The sequence below is a fragment of the Streptomyces maremycinicus genome (assembly GCF_001184025.1).
GTDB lineage: Bacteria > Actinomycetota > Actinomycetes > Streptomycetales > Streptomycetaceae > Streptomyces > Streptomyces maremycinicus.
In genome coordinates, this window is sequence record NZ_BBYG01000017.1 from 301370 (window position 1) to 320652 (window position 19283).

Annotated in this window: 16 protein-coding genes; 9 read left to right on the top strand and 7 right to left on the bottom strand. The window is 72.3% G+C overall.

Annotation, left to right across the window (positions count from 1 at the left end; all coding sequences use genetic code 11):
* Positions 1-70: 70 nt before the first annotated feature.
* Both AOQ37_RS26815 and AOQ37_RS26820 read right to left on the bottom strand, forming a co-directional pair.
* Positions 71-337 carry a DUF6959 family protein gene (locus tag AOQ37_RS26815; RefSeq protein WP_062647698.1) on the bottom strand — a complete coding sequence of 89 codons (267 nt, stop codon included), beginning with the start codon at positions 335-337 and terminating at the stop codon, positions 71-73.
* 213 nt (positions 338-550) lie between these two features.
* Entirely contained in the window at positions 551-994 is a 444-nt protein-coding gene (locus AOQ37_RS26820; RefSeq protein WP_062647699.1) for an RrF2 family transcriptional regulator, read from the bottom strand.
* A gap of 151 nt (positions 995-1145) precedes the next feature.
* On the opposite strand from AOQ37_RS26820, the gene AOQ37_RS26825 reads away from it, so the two are divergent.
* The 6 genes from AOQ37_RS26825 (at position 1146) to AOQ37_RS26850 (ending at position 7776) form a co-directional block, all read left to right on the top strand.
* Complete coding sequence (locus tag AOQ37_RS26825) at positions 1146-1814, top strand: thioredoxin-like domain-containing protein (protein ID WP_062647701.1); 669 nt, start codon at positions 1146-1148, stop codon at positions 1812-1814.
* A gap of 11 nt (positions 1815-1825) precedes the next feature.
* Positions 1826-2425, top strand: a complete 600-nt coding sequence (locus AOQ37_RS26830) for a DUF305 domain-containing protein (protein ID WP_234437007.1) — start codon at positions 1826-1828, stop codon at positions 2423-2425.
* A 396-nt stretch (positions 2426-2821) separates the two neighbouring features.
* A complete protein-coding gene (locus AOQ37_RS26835) occupies positions 2822-4723 on the top strand; it encodes a S53 family peptidase (RefSeq protein ID WP_199825088.1) in 1902 nt (633 codons plus the stop codon).
* Between the two features lie 104 nt (positions 4724-4827).
* Entirely contained in the window at positions 4828-6582 is a 1755-nt protein-coding gene (locus AOQ37_RS26840; RefSeq protein ID WP_062647707.1) for an NAD+ synthase, read from the top strand.
* Between the two features lie 349 nt (positions 6583-6931).
* Positions 6932-7348: an SRPBCC family protein gene (locus tag AOQ37_RS26845; RefSeq protein ID WP_062647708.1), complete on the top strand. Its 417-nt coding sequence runs from the start codon at positions 6932-6934 to the stop codon at positions 7346-7348.
* Positions 7348-7776: a MarR family winged helix-turn-helix transcriptional regulator gene (locus AOQ37_RS26850; RefSeq protein WP_062647709.1), complete on the top strand. Its 429-nt coding sequence runs from the start codon at positions 7348-7350 to the stop codon at positions 7774-7776. The genes AOQ37_RS26845 and AOQ37_RS26850 overlap by 1 nt, the downstream gene beginning before the upstream one ends.
* A 51-nt stretch (positions 7777-7827) precedes the next feature.
* Here AOQ37_RS26850 and AOQ37_RS26855 read toward each other — a convergent pair whose 3' ends face one another.
* The 4 genes from AOQ37_RS26855 to AOQ37_RS26870 all read right to left on the bottom strand — a co-directional run bounded on the left by AOQ37_RS26855 (position 7828) and on the right by AOQ37_RS26870 (position 12735).
* Positions 7828-9051, bottom strand: coding sequence for an MFS transporter (locus tag AOQ37_RS26855; protein ID WP_062647710.1), 1224 nt, complete (start codon positions 9049-9051; stop codon positions 7828-7830).
* Between the two features lie 107 nt (positions 9052-9158).
* Entirely contained in the window at positions 9159-10220 is a 1062-nt protein-coding gene (locus tag AOQ37_RS26860) for an endonuclease/exonuclease/phosphatase family protein (protein WP_062647711.1), read from the bottom strand.
* Positions 10221-10402: 182 nt separating this feature from the next.
* A complete protein-coding gene (locus AOQ37_RS26865) occupies positions 10403-11053 on the bottom strand; it encodes a TetR/AcrR family transcriptional regulator (RefSeq protein ID WP_062647713.1) in 651 nt (216 codons plus the stop codon).
* 86 nt (positions 11054-11139) lie between these two features.
* Positions 11140-12735, bottom strand: a complete 1596-nt coding sequence (locus tag AOQ37_RS26870; RefSeq protein WP_078890366.1) for an MFS transporter — start codon at positions 12733-12735, stop codon at positions 11140-11142.
* 181 nt (positions 12736-12916) lie between these two features.
* Between AOQ37_RS26870 and panB the strand changes: the two genes are divergently transcribed.
* From panB to AOQ37_RS26885, 3 genes are all read left to right on the top strand, one after another.
* A complete protein-coding gene (gene panB / locus AOQ37_RS26875) occupies positions 12917-13783 on the top strand; it encodes a 3-methyl-2-oxobutanoate hydroxymethyltransferase (RefSeq protein WP_062647717.1) in 867 nt (288 codons plus the stop codon).
* Between the two features lie 141 nt (positions 13784-13924).
* Positions 13925-14950, top strand: coding sequence for an ATP-binding cassette domain-containing protein (locus AOQ37_RS26880; protein ID WP_062647719.1), 1026 nt, complete (start codon positions 13925-13927; stop codon positions 14948-14950).
* Positions 14947-15765: an ABC transporter permease gene (locus tag AOQ37_RS26885; RefSeq protein ID WP_062647722.1), complete on the top strand. Its 819-nt coding sequence runs from the start codon at positions 14947-14949 to the stop codon at positions 15763-15765. The genes AOQ37_RS26880 and AOQ37_RS26885 overlap by 4 nt, the downstream gene beginning before the upstream one ends.
* Positions 15766-15830: 65 nt before the next feature.
* Here AOQ37_RS26885 and AOQ37_RS26890 read toward each other — a convergent pair whose 3' ends face one another.
* Positions 15831-19193, bottom strand: a complete 3363-nt coding sequence (locus AOQ37_RS26890; RefSeq protein WP_234437008.1) for an AfsR/SARP family transcriptional regulator — start codon at positions 19191-19193, stop codon at positions 15831-15833.
* Positions 19194-19283: the final 90 nt, after the last annotated feature.

Below are 19283 nucleotides of genomic sequence, written 5' to 3' on the forward strand. Positions count from 1 at the left end.
CGCCCGGCTCCCGGCGCACGGCTCCCGGGCGCCCGCTCCCGGCTCCCCGACTCCCGCTCCCACGCCCCGCTCAGTACGGCCGTGGGATCTCGTGCTCGTCCAGCGCGGCGCCGTAACGCTCCAGCAGGGCGTCGAGGCCGGCCAGGAGAAGCCCGGCGGCGTCGCGGGCGTCGCCCAGGTCACCGCGGTCGCACGCCTCCACCAGCTCGGCCATGTCGGTGCGCAGGAGGTGCAGGGAGTCGCCCTGCACCAGCACCCCGGGGAAGCGTCGGCCGGGCAGGCGGACCACGGCGTTGTTGCCGCCGGCGGTGAACAGCTCTGCTTCGATGCGTTCCATCGGGCCATCCAATCCGGCCCGGCGACACGGCGACAACCGCATTGCCCGGGGAAAGTGTGAAGGACGGGGCGGGCGAGGCACCCGGCAGCACCCCCGGTCCGGGCAGCACCCCCGGTCCGAGCGGCACCCCCGGTCCGGGCAGCACCCCCGGTCCGGGCAGCACCCGGGTCCCAACAGCACCGCAGGTCCAGGCATCGGCCCGCGCGGGGCGCGTCAGCCGAGTTTCGAGATGCCCAGCAGCAGCGGCCCCGTCGGTTCCGCCACGATGTCCGCGACCGTGAGGGGGTCCAGGGACGCGAAGAACGCCTCCTGCGCCCGGCGCAGGGCGCCGCGCAGCCGGCAGGCCGAGGCCAGGGGGCACGGGGTGGCGCCCTCGCAGTCGACGACGTCGCCGTCCCCTTCGAAGGCGCGGACCACCGCGCCGACGGACGCGGCACGGCCCCGTTCGGTGAGGGCCAGGCCGCCGCCCCTGCCCCGACGGGCCTCCAGCAGACCCATGTGCTGGAGCTCGGCCACGACCTTGGCCGCGTGGGTGTAGGGGACCTCCATGGCGGCCGCCACGTCACGGGTGGTGGGAGTGGCCTCCGGGGTGCCGCCCGCCACCGCGAGTCGCATGAGGACGCGCAGTGCCAGGTCGGTGGATCGCAGCAGCCGCATGGGAGGAAGCGTAGATAATACGCATCTCGCGTTCAAATTCACTGGTCTCTTGGCTGTGACCTGTCTACGACTTTCCCCGTCTCCCCCCTTACGATCAGCGGACTCGAACGCCCCGACCGTCCCGCCCCTTTTCCCCCGAAGGACAGGCCTCATGGGTTCCGCGAACACGACCGGCAGCGCGGCGCGCAAGGCGCGCATAGAGGAGATGCGGCGGGCCGAGCAGGCCCGGGAGCGGCGGAACCGGCTGCTCGTGATCGGCGGTAGTGTCGTCGCCGTGGTCGCGCTGGTCGCCGGTGGTGTGTTCGTCGTGCAGTCGCGGTCCGACGACGACAAGGACACCGCCGCCGACGCCAAGGCCGCCTCGGGCCACTTCGTCACCGGTACGGACGGGGTGAAGACCTGGAAGGGGACGCTCGGGCGCACCCACGTCACCAAGACCGTGAAGTACCCGACCGAACCCCCCGTCGGCGGGGACCACAACCAGGTCTGGATGAACTGCAACGGTGACGTCTACACCAAGGCCCTCGACAACATGAACGCCGTCCACTCGCTCGAGCACGGCGCGGTCTGGGTGACGTACAACAGCAAGGCGAGCAAGGCCGACGTCGACGCCCTCGCCGCCAAGGTCAGGAAGACGCCCTACACGCTCATGAGCCCGGACGACGCCCAGGCCGACCCGATCATGCTCACCGCCTGGGGTCACCAGCGCACGGTGACTGGCGCGAGCGACGCGAACGTGGACGCGTTCTTCGAGAAGTTCGTGCAGGGCGAGCAGACGCCCGAGCCGGGCGCGGCGTGCACCGGTGGTCTGTCGCAGTGAGGTACGCGGGAGTGGCGGTCGCCGTGGCCGGAGTGCTCGTCGCCGCCGGGGCCATCACCTGCTCCGTCGCGCAGGACGGCGGCGCGGACACCGCGCCGCCCACCGCCGACTCCGCCGACGCCGGGTTCGCCCGGGACATGGCGGTGCACCACCAGCAGGCCGTCGAGATGTCGTACATCGTGCGGGACCGGACGGCCGACGAGGAGGTGCGGCGGCTCGCCTACGACATCGCGCAGACGCAGGCCAACCAGCGCGGCATGCTGATCGGCTGGCTGGACCTGTGGGGGCTGCCGAAGGTGTCGTCCGAGCCGCCCATGTCCTGGATGGGCATGGGCGCGATGAGTGACGGCGAGGACGGCGCGCTGATGCCCGGCATGGCCACGAACACCGAGCTGAAGAAGCTCGGCACCCTGAACGGCAAGGCGGCCGAGGTGTTGTTCCTGCGCCTCATGACCGCGCACCACAAGGGCGGTATCCACATGGCCGAGGGCTGTGTGGACGAGTGCACGGTGGGCGTGGAGAAGCGGCTCGCGCGGGGCATGGTCGAGGCGCAGCAGTCGGAGATCGACCTGATGGCGGACATGCTGAAGGCGCGGGGCGCCACGCCGTAGCGTCCCACCCCGGCGACCCCCGCAACCCGCGGCGACCCCCAGCGATCCCGGCGGCCTCAGTGATCCCGGCGCCCCCGGCGCCCCGCAGTGATCCCCTGCGACCCCCGGCTCCCCCCGACCCGCGCTCGATCGCCCCCGACCCGCGCGCGATCGCCCCCGATCCGCCCTCGATCCGCTCTCCCCGGACAACTCATAGGGTTTTCCCTCGATTTCGCGGACGTTTCCGTCAAATCGTCCCATCCAGAGGCCACTTGGGCGCTTCTTGGTGTGCGCATTCCCCTGGCATGAAGCGTTCGTCGCAAGAGTGGCCCGCACGTCGAGTGATCCACTCGCGTCGAACCACATACAGGGGGTCCTGTGAGATCCAACCGCGCCGCGCTGCGCGCCGGAGCGAGCATGGCAGCGACACTGCCGATGATCGCCGGCGCGCTGGCGCTCGGCATACCCGCCGCGCACGCCGCGGACGGCCCGGCCCGTGACACGCTGGCCGGTACCAAGCCCGCGTGGGCCACGGCCAAGGCGGACAAGGGCTCGACCTCGGACAGTGCCCAGGTCACCGCCCGCGTCTACCTCGCGGGACGGGACGCCGCCGGCCTCGCCGCGTACGCGAAGGCCGTGTCCGACCCGGCCTCGCCCGCCTACGGCAAGTACCTCTCCGCCGCCCAGTCCCGGGCCCGCTTCGGCGCGACGAAGGCTCAGGTCGCGGCCGTCACGTCGTGGCTGACGGCGGCCGGTCTGAAGGTGACGGGCACGACCGCGCACTACGTGTCCGTGAGCGGTGACGTGGCCGCCGCCGAGAAGGCGTTCGGCACCCAGCTGCACAACTACGCCAAGGGCACCAAGACCTACCGCGCGCCCTCGAAGACCGCCTCCGCGCCCGCGGGCCTGGACGGCGCCGTGCTGACCGTCACCGGCCTGGACAACGCGCCGCACAAGGCCGCGTCCAAGGACCAGCTTCCGCCGCCGGACGCGGTGTTCAAGAACGCCGGGCCGTTCTCCTCGTACTACGGCTCCAACACCGCGAGCACCCTCCCCTCGGCGTACGGCAAGAAGATCCCGTACGCCGTGCAGGGGTACACCGGCAAGCAGCTGCGGGCCGCGTACGGCGCGGGCGGCTACACCGGCAAGGGCGTGCGCATCGCCATCACCGACGCGTACGCCTCGCCGACGATCGCCTACGACGCGGCCGCCTACGCGAAGGCGCACGGCGACGCGCGCTGGAAGACCGGGCAGCTGACGCAGGTCCTGCCGTCGGACTACACCCGGACCGAGGAGTGCGGGGCGGCCGGCTGGTACGGCGAGGAGACCCTCGACGTCGAGGCCGTGCACGCGGTCGCGCCGGCCGCGAACGTCACGTACGTGGGCGCCGCGTCCTGCTACGACGACGATCTGCTCGACTCGCTCAGCAAGATCGTCGACAACCACCTCGCCGACATCGTCTCCAACTCGTGGGGCGACATCGAGGCGAACCAGACGCCGGACCTCGCGGCCGCCTACGACCAGGTCTTCCAGTTCGGCGCGGTCGAGGGCATCGGTTTCTACTTCTCCTCCGGCGACAACGGCGACGAGGTCGCCAACACCGGTACGAAGCAGGTCGACACCCCGGCCAACTCGGCGTGGGTGACGGCGGTCGGCGGCACCTCGCTGGCCGTCGGCAAGAACGACAAGTACCTGTGGGAGACCGGCTGGGGCACCGACAAGGCCTCGCTGTCGGCCGACGGCAAGAGCTGGACGGACTTCCCGGGCGCGTACACCTCGGGCGCGGGCGGCGGCACCAGCAGGACGGTCGCCGAGCCGTACTACCAGAAGGGTGTCGTGCCGAAGGCGCTCGCCACGGCCAACAGCGCCGCCGGCAACCGCGTCGTCCCGGACATCTCGGCGATCGCCGACCCGAACACCGGCTTCCGCGTGGGCCAGACCCAGACCTTCCCGGACGGGACCGAGCAGTACAGCGAGTACCGCATCGGCGGCACCTCGCTGGCCGCGCCGGTCATCGCGGCCGTGCAGGCCCTGGGCCAGGAGGCGCGCGGCGGCAAGGCGATCGGTTTCGCCAACCCGTCGATCTACTCCAAGTTCGGCTCGCGGGTCTACCACGACGTCACGGACAACCCGACCGGATCGGGACTCGCGGTCGCGCGCGTCGACTTCGCCAACGGCTACGACGCGGCGGACGGGCTGCTGACCTCCGTCCGCAGCCTCGGCAAGGACAGCTCGCTGTCCGCCGTGAAGGGCTACGACGACGTCACCGGCGTCGGTACGCCCGCGAACGGTTACGTGGAGTCGTACCGACGGCGCTGAGCACGTCGTACGCCGGTGCGCGCAGGGCTCTCCCGATGGGGGGCGTGGGGTATCCGACACCCCGCGCCCCCCATCGCGTCGCATTGACGATTACACTGACGGACGTGCCTCAACTTCGTCTCGCCCTGAACCAGATCGACTCGCGCGTCGGCGACCTCGTCGGCAACACCGAAACGATCCTCCGCTGGACCCGGCACTCCGCCGAGCAGGGAGCGCATCTCGTGGCGTTCCCGGAGATGGCGCTGACCGGGTATCCCGTCGAGGACCTCGCCCTGCGCTCCTCCTTCGTCGAGGCCTCCCGCACGGCCCTGCGCGAGCTCGCCGTCCGTCTCGCCGACGAGGGCTTCGGCGAACTGCCGGTGGTCGTCGGCTTCCTCGACCGGTCCGAGAGCGACCGGCCGAAGTTCGGACGGCCGCCCGGCTCCCCGCGCAACGCGGCGGCGGTGCTGCACGGCGGCGAGGTGATCCTGACCTTCGCCAAGCACCACCTGCCGAACTACGGCGTCTTCGACGAGTTCCGCTACTTCGTGCCGGGCGACACCCTGCCCGTGCTGCGGGTGCGTGGCGTCGACGTGGCCCTCGCGATCTGCGAGGACCTCTGGCAGGACGGCGGCCGGGTCCCGGCGGCGCGCTCCGCCGAGGCCGGTCTGCTGCTCTCCATCAACGCCTCGCCCTACGAGCGGGACAAGGACGACACGCGTCTCGAACTGGTCCGCAAGCGGGCCCAGGAGGCGGGCTGCACCACCGCCTATCTCGCGATGATCGGCGGGCAGGACGAGCTGGTCTTCGACGGCGACTCGATCGTCGTCGACCGCGACGGCGAGGTCGTGGCGCGGGCGCCGCAGTTCTCGGAGGGCTGTGTGGTCCTGGACCTCGACCTGCCGGCGGCCTCGACCGACGCGCCGACGGGTGTCGTGGACGACGGTCTGCGCATCGACCGCGTCGTGGTGTCGGAGGAGCCCGTCCCGGCGTACGAGCCCGAGCTGAGCGGCGGTTACGCGGAGCGGCTGGACGACGCCGAGGAGATCTACTCGGCACTGGTCGTGGGTCTGCGCGCGTACGTCGTGAAGAACGGCTTCCGGTCGGTGCTCATCGGACTGTCGGGCGGCATCGACTCGGCGCTCGTCGCGGCGATCGCGTGCGACGCGGTGGGCGCGGAGAACGTGTACGGCGTGTCGATGCCGTCGAAGTACTCGTCGGAGCACTCGAAGGGCGATGCGGCGGAGCTGGCGCGCCGGACGGGCCTGAACTTCCGCACGGTCCCGATCGAGCCGATGTTCGACGCGTACATGGGCTCGCTCGGCCTGACGGGTCTGGCCGAGGAGAACCTCCAGTCCCGGCTGCGCGGAACCCTGCTGATGGCCGTCTCCAACCAGGAGGGCCACATCGTCCTGGCCCCCGGCAACAAGTCGGAGCTGGCGGTCGGTTACTCGACCCTGTACGGCGACTCGGTCGGCGCGTACGGACCGATCAAGGACGTCTACAAGACGTGGATCTTCCGGCTCGCCGAGTGGCGCAACCGCGCCGCGGCGGAGCGGGGCCAGACCCCGCCGATCCCCGAGAACTCGATCACCAAGCCGCCGAGCGCGGAGCTGCGCCCCGGCCAGGTCGACACCGACTCGCTCCCGGACTATCCCGTCCTGGACGCGATCCTCGAGCTGTACGTCGACCGCGACCAGGGCGCGGACGCGATCGTCGCGGCGGGCTACGACCGCGACCTGGTCGTCAAGACCCTGCGCATGGTGGACACCGCCGAGTACAAGCGGCGCCAGTACCCGCCGGGCACCAAGATCTCGGCGAAGGGCTTCGGCAAGGACCGCCGCCTGCCGATCACGAACGGCTGGCGCGAGTCGGTCTGACGGCCAGCGCCGGTCCCCCGGCGCGACTCGGCCGGTGAGCAGGCCCGGCCCACCCGGAGGTCCGCCCAGGCCCTCGGTGGGCCGGGCCAGCCTGCTCCGTGGGCCCGACCGGCGGGCGGCCCGTGGGCCCGGACGAAAGGCCGGCCGTGGGCCCGGACGAAAGGCCGGCCGTGGGCCTGGCCGATGGGCCCGCCGTGGGCCCGGACGAAGGGCCGGCCGTGGGCCTGACCGAAGGGCCGGGCCTGCGGGCCCGGCCGACGGCCCGGCCCGACTGATCGGCGGACCGCTCTCGACATTTAGTCTGCGCGCAGATAATCTACGGGCACATCATCTGGTCCAGGAGGCCCGCATGTGGGAGTACGAGCACAGCATCGAGACCACCGCCACGCCCGAGGCGGTCTGGCGGCTCTGGGCCGACGTGCCGAGTTGGGGCACCTGGAACGCGGAGATCGAGAAGATCGAGATCGACGGCCCGTTCGCGGCGGGCGCGCGCATCACCATGACGCCGCCCGGGGACGACCCGATCGTGCTGCGCCTCGCCGAGGCCGTCGAAGGCGAACGGTTCGTCGACGAGGCCCGCTTCGGTGATCTGCTGCTGCGCACCGTCCACCGCATCGAGCGGATCGACGGGAGCCGGATCCGGGTGGTGTACCGGATGGAGATCACCGGCACCGGCGCCGACGAGGCCGGCCCGCAGATCGGTCCGGGCATCACCGCCGACTGGCCCGACACCCTGGCCGCGCTGGTCGCGGTGGCCGAGCGCTGATGCCCCTCAGCCCCGGCGAAAGCCCCGGATTCCTGCTGTGGCACGCCACCCTGCGCTGGCAGCGCGACATCGCCGCGGCCCTGGCACCACTGGACCTCACCCATGTGCAGTTCGTGCTGCTCGCCTGCACCTGGTGGTTCAACTCGCGGGGTGAGCACCCCAACCAGCTGACCCTGGCCCGCCAGGCCGGCACGGACGTCAAGATGACCTCCCAGGTGCTCCGCACCCTGGAGACCAAAGGGCTCGTCGCGCGTGAGGTCGACCCGGCCGACAGCCGCGCCAGACGGCTGCGGGTCACCGAGACGGGCGCCGAGCTGGCCCCGCGCGCGATCGCCGCGGTCGAGCGGGCCGACGCGCTGTTCTTCGAGCCGGTGTCCGTCGAGGACGTGACGGCCCTGCTCGGACGCCTGGCCCGTCCCGAGCCCTGAACCGCCGTCACCGCGCGGCGCGGGCCGCCGGGCCTCCCCCCGGGAGGGACGTCAGTGACGTACGCCCGCCTCCGCCGTCCGCGGTACGTGCGTCGCGACGACGCGTTCGCGGCCGGCGGACCGCGGGGCCCGGCGTGCGTCGACCGCGGCCGCGACGCCCGCCACGACCAGGCCCAGCACGGCCAGTGCCGCTCCCGCCAGCGCGGGTGAGGTCACGCCGAGGCCCGCCGTGAGGGCCAGGCCGCCGAGCCAGGCGCCGCCGGCGTTGGCCATGTTGAAGGCGGCCTGGTTGGCGGAGGACGCCAGTGACGGGCCGGCGGCCGCCTTCTCCATGACCATCAGGTTGAGCGGCGAACCCGTCACGAACGCCGCCACGCCGAGCAGGACCACCGCCAGCGCGCCGCCCCACGCCGTGGTCATCAGCAGCGGGAACAGGGCCAGCACGACCACCAGGGACGTCAGACCGCCGAAGAGCGTCGGGCGCATCGCGTGGTCGGCGAGGCGGCCGCCCAGCAGGTTGCCGACCGTCGCGCCGACGCCGAACAGCGCGAGCAGCAGCGTCACGCTGGTGTCGGCGTAGCCGGCGGAGTCCGTCAGCATCGGCGTGATGTAGCTGTACGCGGAGAACAGGGCGCCGAAGCCGGCCACCGTCGTGCCGAGGGCCAGCCACACCGGCAGCGAGCGCAGGGCCGCCAGCTCGCGGCGCAGCCCGACGGCGGGCGCGTGGGTGTGGTCGCGCGGGATCAGCAGGGCCAGCGAGGCGATCGCCGCCAGGCCGATCACGCTGACGCCGAGGAAGGTCGCCCGCCAGCCGAGGTGCTGGCCCATGAGGGTGGCGACGGGGACGCCGGCGATGTTGGCGACGGTCAGGCCGAGGAACATCAGCGACACCGAGCGGGCCTTGCGCTCCGGGGCGACCAGGTTGGTGGCGACCACCGCGCCGACGCCGAAGAACGCGCCGTGCGGGAGACCGCTGAGGAAGCGGGCGGCCAGCAGCGAGTCGTATCCGGGGGCGAAGGCCGACAGGGCGTTGCCCACGACGAACAGGCCCATCAGGGAGATCAGGACGGTCCGGCGGGACATCCGGGCCGTGACCGCGGCCAGCAGCGGCGCCCCGATGACCACGCCGAGCGCGTAGGCCGAGACCAGGTGTCCGGCCGTCGGGATCGAGACATGCAGGTCGTCCGCGACATCGGGCAGCAGGCCCATCATCACGAACTCCGTGGTGCCGATTCCGAAGGCACCCACGGCCAGGGCGAGCAGGGCCAGGGGCATGAGGGACACGCCTTTCAGGGAGAGGGGTTCCGTTCAGCATACGGGTCGTATGTTCAAGTACGGAACAAAGTCTCCCGGGCCCGCTATTCCGGCGGGTGACCCCCTGATTAAGGTGTGGTGACCTTCACGCGCGCCGCCACCGGCAGATGGTCGCTGCCCGTCTGCGGCAGCGTCCAGGAGGTGACCGGCTCCACGCCCTTCACCATGATCTGGTCGATCCGCGCCATCGGGAACGACGCGGGCCAGCTGAAGCCGAAGCCGCTGCCCGCCGCGCCCTGGGTGGAGCGCATCTGGGAGGTCACGGCGTTGAGCGAGCGGTCGTTCATGGTGCCGTTGAGGTCGCCGAGCAGGACCACCCGGGTCAGCTTCTCGTCGACGATCGCCTCGCCGAGCGCGTCGGCGCTCTTGTCGCGCTGCCGGGCGGTGAACCCGGCCTGGAGCTTGACCCGCACCGACGGGAGGTGGGCGACATAGACCGCGACCTGCCCCTCCGGGGCGGTGACCGTGGCCCGCATGGCGCGCGTCCAGCCCAGCTTGATGTCGACCGGCTTCACCCCGCTCAGCGGGTACCTGCTCCACAGGCCGACCGTGCCCTGCACGGAGTGGTACTTGTACGTCCCCGCCAGCGCCTTCTCGTACACCGGCACCGCCGTCGCGGTCAGCTCCTCCAGGGCCAGCACATCGGCCTCTGACGCGGCCACGTCCCGGGCGGTGCCGGCCGGGTCCGGGTTGTCGGCGTTGACGTTGTGGGTGGCGACGGTGAGATCGCCGCCGCTGCCGGTCCGGTCGACGAGGAGCCCGCCGAAGAGGTTCAGCCAGACCACGGCCGGGAGGACCACGGCGATCAGCGCGGTCGCCGACTTCCGCACCACCGCCAGCACCAGCAGCACCGGCACGAACAGGCCGATCCAGGGAAGGAACGTCTCCGTGAGACTGCCGAGGTTGCCGTAGCGGTTGGGGATCCGCGAGTGCAGCCCCATCACCATCGAGAACACCAGCGCGAAACCGGTCAGGACCAGGCCCCGCCGCCAGATGCGCGGATCACCGCGCCAGCCCGCGCCGATCCGGCCGAGCAGAGTGCCGATCAGGCGCCGGAGCCGAACTCCCCGAGGCTCGGGACCCGAGCCTCCGTTGTCGTCCGTCTCCGTCATGTACGCCTGCTGCGCCATACCGTCGCCTCACTGCCTGCCTTGCACACCGTCCGTTCCCCCGGGTACGACCCTAGGGGATGATCGGCTTCGATCTCGCCGTCCCGTGACGGCCGTACGGGGACGAGGACGACCGGGGCGGTCCCACGGGTTCCGGTCACGCGCCACTCGGACCGGTCTGTGACGAAACGCGCACATTGGGGCTACCCGGTCGCGGAACTGACGGGGCGTAGCCCGGCGAGCAGCGTGTCGACGATGCGCGCCGGGAGCTCCTCGGGAAGGTCGGCGTCGGGACGCATGACCGCGCGCACGAGCATGGGGCCCATGAAGATGTCGTTCACCAGTTCCACGTCGAGGTCGGCGCGCAGTTCGCCGTTCTCCTGACCCCGGCGCAGGACCTCGACGGCCATCCTGCGCCGGGGTTCTATCGCCGTGTTGCGGTACGCCGCCCAGATCTTGGGGCTGCTCTTCATCTGCGCGTGGACGTTGTACAGGATCGCCGAGGACCGGTTGGCCAGGCCCCGCCGGCGCAGCGTCTCCAGGAGCACGACCAGGTCGTCACGCATGGAGGTGCCGGGGAGTTCGGGGTCCTGCGGCTCGGCGGCGCGCACCACGTCGACGAAGAGCTCCTCCTTGCCGCTCCACCGGCGGTAGATGGCGGCCTTGCCGACGCCGGCGGTACGGGCGATGCGCTCGATGGAGATCTCGGCGAGCGAGACGCCGTCCTCCAGCAGCTTCATCGTGCCCTCGAGGATGGCCCGTTCGACGGCCTCGCTCCGTGGCCGCCCCCGCGCGGGCGGCTCCGCCCGCACGCCGGTGTCCCTGACGCTGGTCCCCCTGTCGGCGAGGCTCACGTGTTCGGTCCTTTCGTCACGGTGCGGGAATTGTCGCCCGAGGGGCGGCCGGGGCGGCGGTTCCCGGCCGCCCCGGCCGGCGCCGCCTACGGCTTCGTCCGCGCCAACTCCCCTTCCTCCGCCGCGTCCTGCGGGGTGCGCGGCGGCCTGCCCGGCAGATACACGGCCACCACGACCGCGCCCACGGCCGCCACCCCGGCCCCGCACAGGGCGGTGACGTGCATGGCGTGCAGGAAGGCGTCGTTGGCGGGGGTGATCAGCGACCGGCCCTGGTCACCGAGCTTGGCGGCGACCCCGAGCGTCGCCTCGATGGACTCCCCCGCCGTGTCGCGCAGGCTCGCCGGCAGGCCGCCGAGGTGACCCTCGATGCCGCTGCGGTACGACGCCGACAGCACCGATCCGAGTACGGCGATGCCGAGCGCGCCGCCGAGCTGGCGGAAGGTGTTGCTGAGCGCGGAGGCGGAGCCGGCCTTCTCTCGGGGCAGGGCCTGCATGATGACCACGCTGGTGGGGGTCATGACGTGGGCCATTCCGGCGCCCATGCAGAAGAAGACGATCTCCAGGAGCCAGATCGGGGTGTCGGCGTCCAGCGTGGCGAAGGCGACCAGGGTCGCCGCGAGGACGACCATCGCCGCGGTGGTCGTGACCCGGACCCCGAAGCGGTCGACGACCAGCCGGGCGCGCGGCGCGAAGATCAGCTGGGCGGCGGCCAGCGGCAGCAGCAGCAGCCCGGACTGGAGCGGGGAGTAGCCGCGCACGCTCTGGGTGTAGAAGACCGAGAAGAAGGTGACGCCCATCAACGCGAAGAAGACCAGCGTGATCACGGCCATCGCGGCCGAGAACACCTTGTTCTTGAAGTAGTCCATGTCGACGGACGGATGGTCGCTGCGCTTCTCGAACACCACGAACGCGACGAGGACGAGCAGGCCGGCCGCCGTGGTCGCCAGCACGGTCGGATCCGTGAAGTCGGCCAGCTCACCGCCCTTGATGATGCCGTAGACGAGCAGGACCAGGCCGACGACCGACAGCGCGACGCCGACCAGGTCGATGCGGCCGGGGTTCGGGTCGCGGGACTCGGGCACCAGCCACAGCATCAGCCCGAACGCGAGCACCACGATCGGCACGTTGATGAGGAAGACCGAGCCCCACCAGAAGTGGTCGAGCAGCAGACCGCCGGTGATGGGGCCGATGGCGATGGCGAGCCCGACACCGCCCGCCCAGATGCCGATCGCCTTGGGCTGCTCCTCGCGCTCGAAGACGTTCATCAGGACGGCGAGGGTCGCGGGCATCACGAAGGCGGCGCCGACGGCCATCAGCGCGCGGAAGGCGATGAGCTGGGCCGGCGAGCCGGACTCCGCGGCGAGCGCGGAGCCGATGCCGAACACGGCCAGCCCGCCGAGCAGGACCTTCTTGCGGCCGAGCCGGTCACCGAGCAGACCGGCGGTGAACAGCAGTCCCGCGAAGACGAGCGTGTAGGAGTTTATCGCCCACTCCAGCTCGCTCTGGGTGGCACCGAGGCCGGTCGGGGCCGGTGTCGAGATCGTCTTGATCGCGACGTTCAGGATCGAGTTGTCGAGCACCACGATCAGCAGGCTCAGCATCAGAACACCGAGGATGGCCCAACGACGCCGGTGCACCGCTTCCGGTATGCGCGGAGCGGTGGGGACGGCAGGAGTAGTCATGACGTCGAGGGTAGGCCACTTCCGATACGAGACCGTCTCGTATCGATTCCTCTTACCGTTTTTCTTACTGAGGCTTTACCCACAGGGGGCGCTCTGGCTCTCCCTGGCACGAGGTGCCACCATGGGTGGTGGTCCGGGGACGCCGTGAGGGCGCCTCGAGATGACGTAAGGAGCCGTTGCAATGACGCAGCTTTCGGCTGCCCGCACCAATGCCCCCGACGGCAGCAAGGCGCTGTACGGAGGCAAGGGCACACGCCGTATCACCGTCCGCGACATCGCCCTCGCCAAGGAGCGCGGCGAGAAGTGGCCCATGCTCACCGCCTACGACGCCATGACGGCGTCCGTCTTCGACGAGGCCGGGATCCCCGTGATGCTGGTGGGCGACTCGGCGGGCAACTGCCATCTGGGGTACGAGACGACCGTGCCCGTCACCCTCGACGAGATGACCATGCTGTCGGCGGCGGTCGTACGGGGCACCAGCCGTGCGCTGATCGTCGGCGACCTGCCCTTCGGCTCCTACCAGGAGGGACCGGTGCAGGCGCTGCGCTCGGCGACCCGACTGGTCAAGGAGGCCGGGGTCGGCGCCGTGAAGCTGGAGGGCGGTGAGCGCTCGCACCGCCAGATCGAGCTGCTCGTCGAGTCCGGCATCCCGGTGATGGCGCACATCGGCCTGACCCCGCAGTCCGTGAACGCGATGGGCTATCGCGTGCAGGGCCGCGGCGAGGAGGCCGCCCAGCAGCTGCTGCGGGACGCGAAGGCCGTGCAGGACGCGGGCGCCTTCGCGGTGGTGCTGGAGCTGGTCCCGGCCGAGCTGGCCGCCGAGGTCACCCGGGTGCTGCACATCCCGACCGTCGGCATCGGCGCCGGTCCGGAGACGGACGCCCAGGTACTGGTGTGGACCGACATGCTCGGGCTGACCGGCGGACGGGTGCCGAAGTTCGTCAAGCAGTACGCGAACCTGCGCGAGGTCATGGGCGACGCGGCGAAGGCGTTCGCCGAGGACGTCGTCGGCGGGACGTTCCCGACGGACGAGCACAGCGTCCACTGAGCCATTTCCGCACCACCGCAGCCCGCCGATCTTCCCCCGTCGGCGGGCTGCGCTCTTTCCGGCCGGCGCCTGTCGGGCGGATGTCGGTGCTGTCGGCGTCCTGTCGGTGGTTTGTCGGTGGCGGGCGGCAGAGTTCCGGTCATGACGCGAATCGACAAGAACCCCAGTGGCGCGGACAGCGCCGTGACCGTTCGGGGGTTGGTCAAGCACTACGGCGAGACCAAGGCGCTGGACGGGGTCGACCTGGACGTACGGGCGGGCACCGTGATGGGGGTGCTCGGGCCGAACGGCGCCGGGAAGACGACCCTCGTGCGGATCCTGTCCACCCTGCTGGCCTCCGACACCGGGCAGGCCACCGTCGCCGGCTACGACGTGGCACGCCAGCCCCGGCAGCTGCGCCGGGTGATCGGCCTCACCGGTCAGTACGCCTCCGTGGACGAGAAGCTCCCCGGGTGGGAGAACCTCTACCTCATCGGACGGCTGCTCGACCTGCCCCGCAAGGAGGCCAGGACCCGCGCCGACGAGCTGCTGGAGCGGTTCTCGCTGACGGACGCCGCCAAGCGGCCCGCGAGCACGTACTCCGGCGGTATGCGGCGCCGGCTCGACCTCGCCGCGTCGATGATCGGCCGGCCGCAGGTGCTGTTCCTGGACGAGCCGACGACCGGCCTCGACCCGCGCACCCGCAACGAGGTGTGGACCGAGGTCAAGGCCATGGTCGGGGACGGCGTCACCGTGCTGCTGACCACCCAGTACATGGAGGAGGCCGAGCAGCTCGCCTCCGAGCTGACCGTCGTCGACCGGGGCAAGGTCATCGCCGGCGGCGGCATCGAGGAGCTGAAGGCCCGCGTCGGCGGCCGGACGCTGCGGATACGGCCCGCCGACCCGCTCCAGCTGCGGCCGCTGGCGGGCTGGCTCGACGACCTCGGCATCACCGGGCTCGCCACCACCGTCGTGGACGCCGAGCGCGGTTCCGTCCTGGTGCCGGTGCTCAGCGACGAGCAGCTGACGGCCGTGATCGGCGCGGTCAGCGCGCGCGGCATCACGCTCGCCTCCCTCACCACCGAACTGCCCAGCCTGGACGAGGTGTTCCTGTCCCTCACCGGGCACCGCGCGAGTGCCCCCCAGGACGCCCGGCCCACCGAGACCCGCGAGGAGGTCGCCGTATGAGCGCGGCCACGATCGACACAGCCACCACCGGCGACGCGCGTATCCCGCTGCGCAGCCATCTCCGGCACACCGGCGCGCTGATCCGCCGCAACCTGCTGTGGATCCGGCAGGACCCCGAGTCGATGTTCGACGCGGTGCTCTTCCCGGTGATCTTCACCCTGCTGTTCGTGTACGTCTTCGGCGGCTCGATCGGGCAGTCGCTGGGCGGCGGGCAGGAGGCGTACGTGCAGTACGTCATTCCCGGGCTGCTGGCCATGATGGGGATGAACATGGCGCAGGGCGTGGGCACCGGCTTCAACACGGACTTCAACTCCGGGGTCATGGACCGCTTCCGGTCGCTGCCCATCGGACGGGGCTCGGTGCTCTTCGCCAAGATCGTCGTGGAACTGATGCGCATGCTGGTCGCCTGCGTGATCCTCATGGTGGTGGCCGTGCTGGTGGGCTTCGACATCACCCACTGGCCGGGGCTGTTCGCCGCCGTCGGTCTGGCCACGGTGTTCGGCTCGGCGCTGATGTGGGTGTTCCTCACCCTCGGCGTGGTGATGAAGAGCGCGCAGTCCGTGCAGGCGATGGGTTTCCTGGTGCTGATGCCGCTCCAGTTCGGCTCGTCGATCTTCGCGCCGACCCGGTCGATGCCCGGCTGGCTCCAGAACTTCACCGAGTACAACCCGCTGTCCTCGCTCGCCGACGCGGCGCGCGGACTGATGGTGGGCGGGCCCGTCGCGCACGGGCTGTGGGTGACGCTGGCCTGGTCGATCGGGCTGACCGCGGTGATGGCGCCGGTCGCCATCCACAAGTTCCGTACGAAGACCTGAGCCGGGGAGCCGGACGGGTCACGCCAGGACGCGGCGGTTCGCGTCCTGCCGCGTCAGGACGGGTTTCACACCAGGGCGGTGGCCTCCTCGTAGGAGAGGCCACCGCCCTCGGCGTACGCCGTGTCGAACTCCGCGTGGCCGAGCGCGTCGCGCGTCCGTGTCACCGCCAGGTCGCGGGCCTCGCGCTCCAGGCGCGGGGGGATGTGGCGCCCCGGCAGCAGCGCGTCGGCGGCGCCCAGGCAGCGGGCGGCGGCCACGGCGCGGCTGCCGCCGTCGACGCCGGCGAGGGCGGTCGCGGCGATGTAGAGGTAGAAGGAACGCATGTGCGGGGCCATGGCCACGGAGAGCGGGTCCGTCGCCCGTTCCAGGGCGGTCCGGACGCCGGTCAGGGCCTGGGCGGACCGGCCGTCGATCGCGTCCAGCCAGGACTCCGCGCCCAGGATGAAGGCGTCGAAGACCGCGAAGTGACCGAAGTCGAACTGCTCGCGCAGGAGCCGTAGTTCCTCGCGTGCCTCGGTGCGACGGCCGGTCATGCCGAGCCAGCCGGCCAGGAAGAGGCGGGCGATGTGCATGGCCTCGTTGACCGTGCGCTCCTCGCCGGCGATCACCTCGCGGAGCATGCGCTCGCCCCGCTCCTCGTCACCCGCCTCCAGCAGCACGCTGCCGAGCCGGGCGCCGAGGACCGACGACTGGGAGCGGGCGCCGAGCCGTTCGGCGTACTCGATGGCTCCCTCGTAGTCGGCGGCTGCCTCTCGGTAGGCACCCATGCGTTCGTGGGCCTCGGCCCGGGCGGAGAGGGACTCGGCGGTGCCCCAGGCGTCCCCCAGGCGCCGGAAGATCTCCAGGGCCTCGGCCGCGTCGCGGAACGCGCTTCCGGCCCAGTCGGAGCGGTTGGCGAGGATGTTGGCGCGCATCTGGAGGCAGGAGGCGAGCTCCCACTCGTAGCCGGGCGTCCGGCGGCAGGTGTCGACGTTGGCGTCGACGATGGCGCGGATCCGCTCCGGGTCACCGGTCATCATCACCGCGAAGAACCAGAGCAGCCCGGGTGCGCGGCAGGTCTGCGGCATGCCGGGCTCGTAGGCCTCGGCGATCTGGCGCAGCTTGGTCCGCGAGGTCTGGGACTGCCACGACTCCAACTCGGTGTCCATACAGGCCAGATGGGCCAGGTGAACGCCTCGCCGGGCCTCCGCGAGGATCTCGCCGGTCATCGGCGGCGGCGCGTCGGTGCAGGCCTTCCACACCGGCGCGGCCCGGCGCAGGGGTTCGGCGAACGGATCGGGGCCGAGGGCCATGACCTCGACGCACCAGGTGCGGGCCTCGATGCGCAGGTCGCGCATCTGCCAGTACCAGACGAGCGACAGGGCCAGGCAGAGCGCCTCCTGCTCGTCCCGCGCCGCGACGGCGCGGCCCAGCGCGGTGCGCAGGTTCTCGTACTCCAACTGGAAGCGGTCGATGGCGTCCCGCTGTCCGGGGCCGCGCAGCAACGGCTCGGTGGTGCGGGCGAGTTCGCGGTAGTACGTCAGATGCGCCCGTTCGGCCGCGGCCCGCCGCCCGGACTCGTCCAGCCGCTCGCCCGCGTACTCGGCGACGGTCTCCAGCAGCCGGTACCGCATGTCGCCCCGGGGATCCGGAGCGGCGACGACGAGCGACTTGTCGACGAGCGAGGCCAGCAGGTCGAGACAGGACCGCGGGCCGTGGCTCCCGTCGGGGGCCGGGGCGGACGGGGCGCACACCGCCTCGACGGCGGCGAGGTCGCAACCGCGGGCGAAGACCGACAAACGGGTCAGGACGTCGCGTTCGTCCTCGTCGAGCAGGTCCCAGGACCAGTCGACGACGGCCCGCAGGGTCTGCTGGCGGGGCAGGACGGTGCGGCTGCCCGAGGTCAGGAGCCGGAAGCGGTCGTCGAGCCGGTCGGCGATCTGGCGGGGGGTCAGCATCCGGAGCCGGGCGGCGGCCAGCTCGATGGCGAGCGGCAGGCCGTCGAGACGGCGGCAGATCTCCGCGCAGGCGGCGGCCGTCTCCTCGTCGGCGTCGGGCCGGAACCCGGGCCGGGCGGCCGCCCCCCGGTCGGCGAGCAGCCGCAGCGCCACCCGCTCGGGCAGCGGGGCCAGCGGGCGCAGCACCTCGCCGGGCACACCGAGCGGCTCCCGGCTGGTGGCCAGCACCGTCACCCCGGGGCAGCGCGCCAGCAGTTCCTCGACGAGCCGGGCGGCCGCCCCGACGACGTGCTCGCAGTTGTCGAGGACGATCAGCATGCGGCGTCGGGCGCAGTGCTCGACCAGCCGGTCCAGAGGGTCGTCGTGGCGCTCGGCGGCGACCCGCATCTCCTCGGCGCCGGCGCCGTACAGCACGGTCTCACGGGCTCCCAGCGCGGTGAGGACGGCCTGCGGCACGGCGTCGGGGTCGGCGACGGGCGCGAGCTCGGCCAGCCAGACGCCGTCGCGCGCGGTGTCCCTCAGGGTCTCGGCGGTCTCCTGCGACAGCCGGGTCTTGCCGGCCCCGCCCGGCCCGAGCAGGGTGACGAGCCGCGCGTTCGCGAGGTCCCCCCGCAGGGCCGCGATGTCGTCCTCCCGGCCGACGAAGGAGGTGAGGCGGGCGCGGAGGTTGCCCAGCGGCACGGGCGGCGGTGCCGGGGAGGCCGGTGCGGACGCCGGGACCGGGCCCGCGGTCCCGGCGGGGCGGGACGGCCCCGTGGGCTCCGCCGACTCGCCGGAGCCGAGCAACTCCGTGTGCAGGGCGCGCAGTTCGGGGCCGGGGTCGGCACCGAGCCGGTCCGCGAGCAGTCGGCGGACCTCGTCGTAGGCGGCCAGCGCCTGCGCGGTGCGACCCGCCTCGCGCAGGGCGCGCAGCCGCAGCGCCTGGAGGGGCTCGTCCAGCGGGTGGGCGTCGCACAGGGCGGTGAGTTCGGGCAGCGAGCGCTCGGCCTCGCCGAGGGCGAGCGCCGCGGTGTGCCGGGCGCGCAGCGCGTCGAGCCGGCGGGCCTCCCAGCGGGCCGCCTCGGCGGCGCGGTCGGGCAGGTCGGCGAGGGCCGGGCCCTGCCACAGGGCGAGGGCGTCGTCGAGGACGACGGCCGCCTTGGCGGGGTCCCCGTCGGCGAGCGCGCGGACGCCGTCGGCGGTCAGCCGCTCGAAGCGGTGCAGATCGACGTCGTCCGGGGCGGCGGCCAGCCGGTAGCCGCCCTCGGCGGAGTCGATCGCGTCCGCCCCGAGGGCCCGGCGCAGCCGGCCGACCAGCGCCTGGAGGGCACCCGTCGCGTCGGCGGGCGGATCGCCGGCCCACACCTCCTCCACCAGCAGCCCCGCCGGAACGCTCCGGCCGGCCCGCAACGCCAGCACGGCCAGCAGGGCACGCAGCCGCGCTCCGCCGACGGCGACGGGAACGCCGTCCGGGCGGAGCGCCTGGGTGGTACCGAGGATGCGATAGCGCACGGGGCCATTCTCTCCGGTGGGATCGAGGTCGGTCACGGGGTTCCGGCGGGGTGGCGTGCGCCGGACACCCGCACTTTCCCGTCCCAGGAA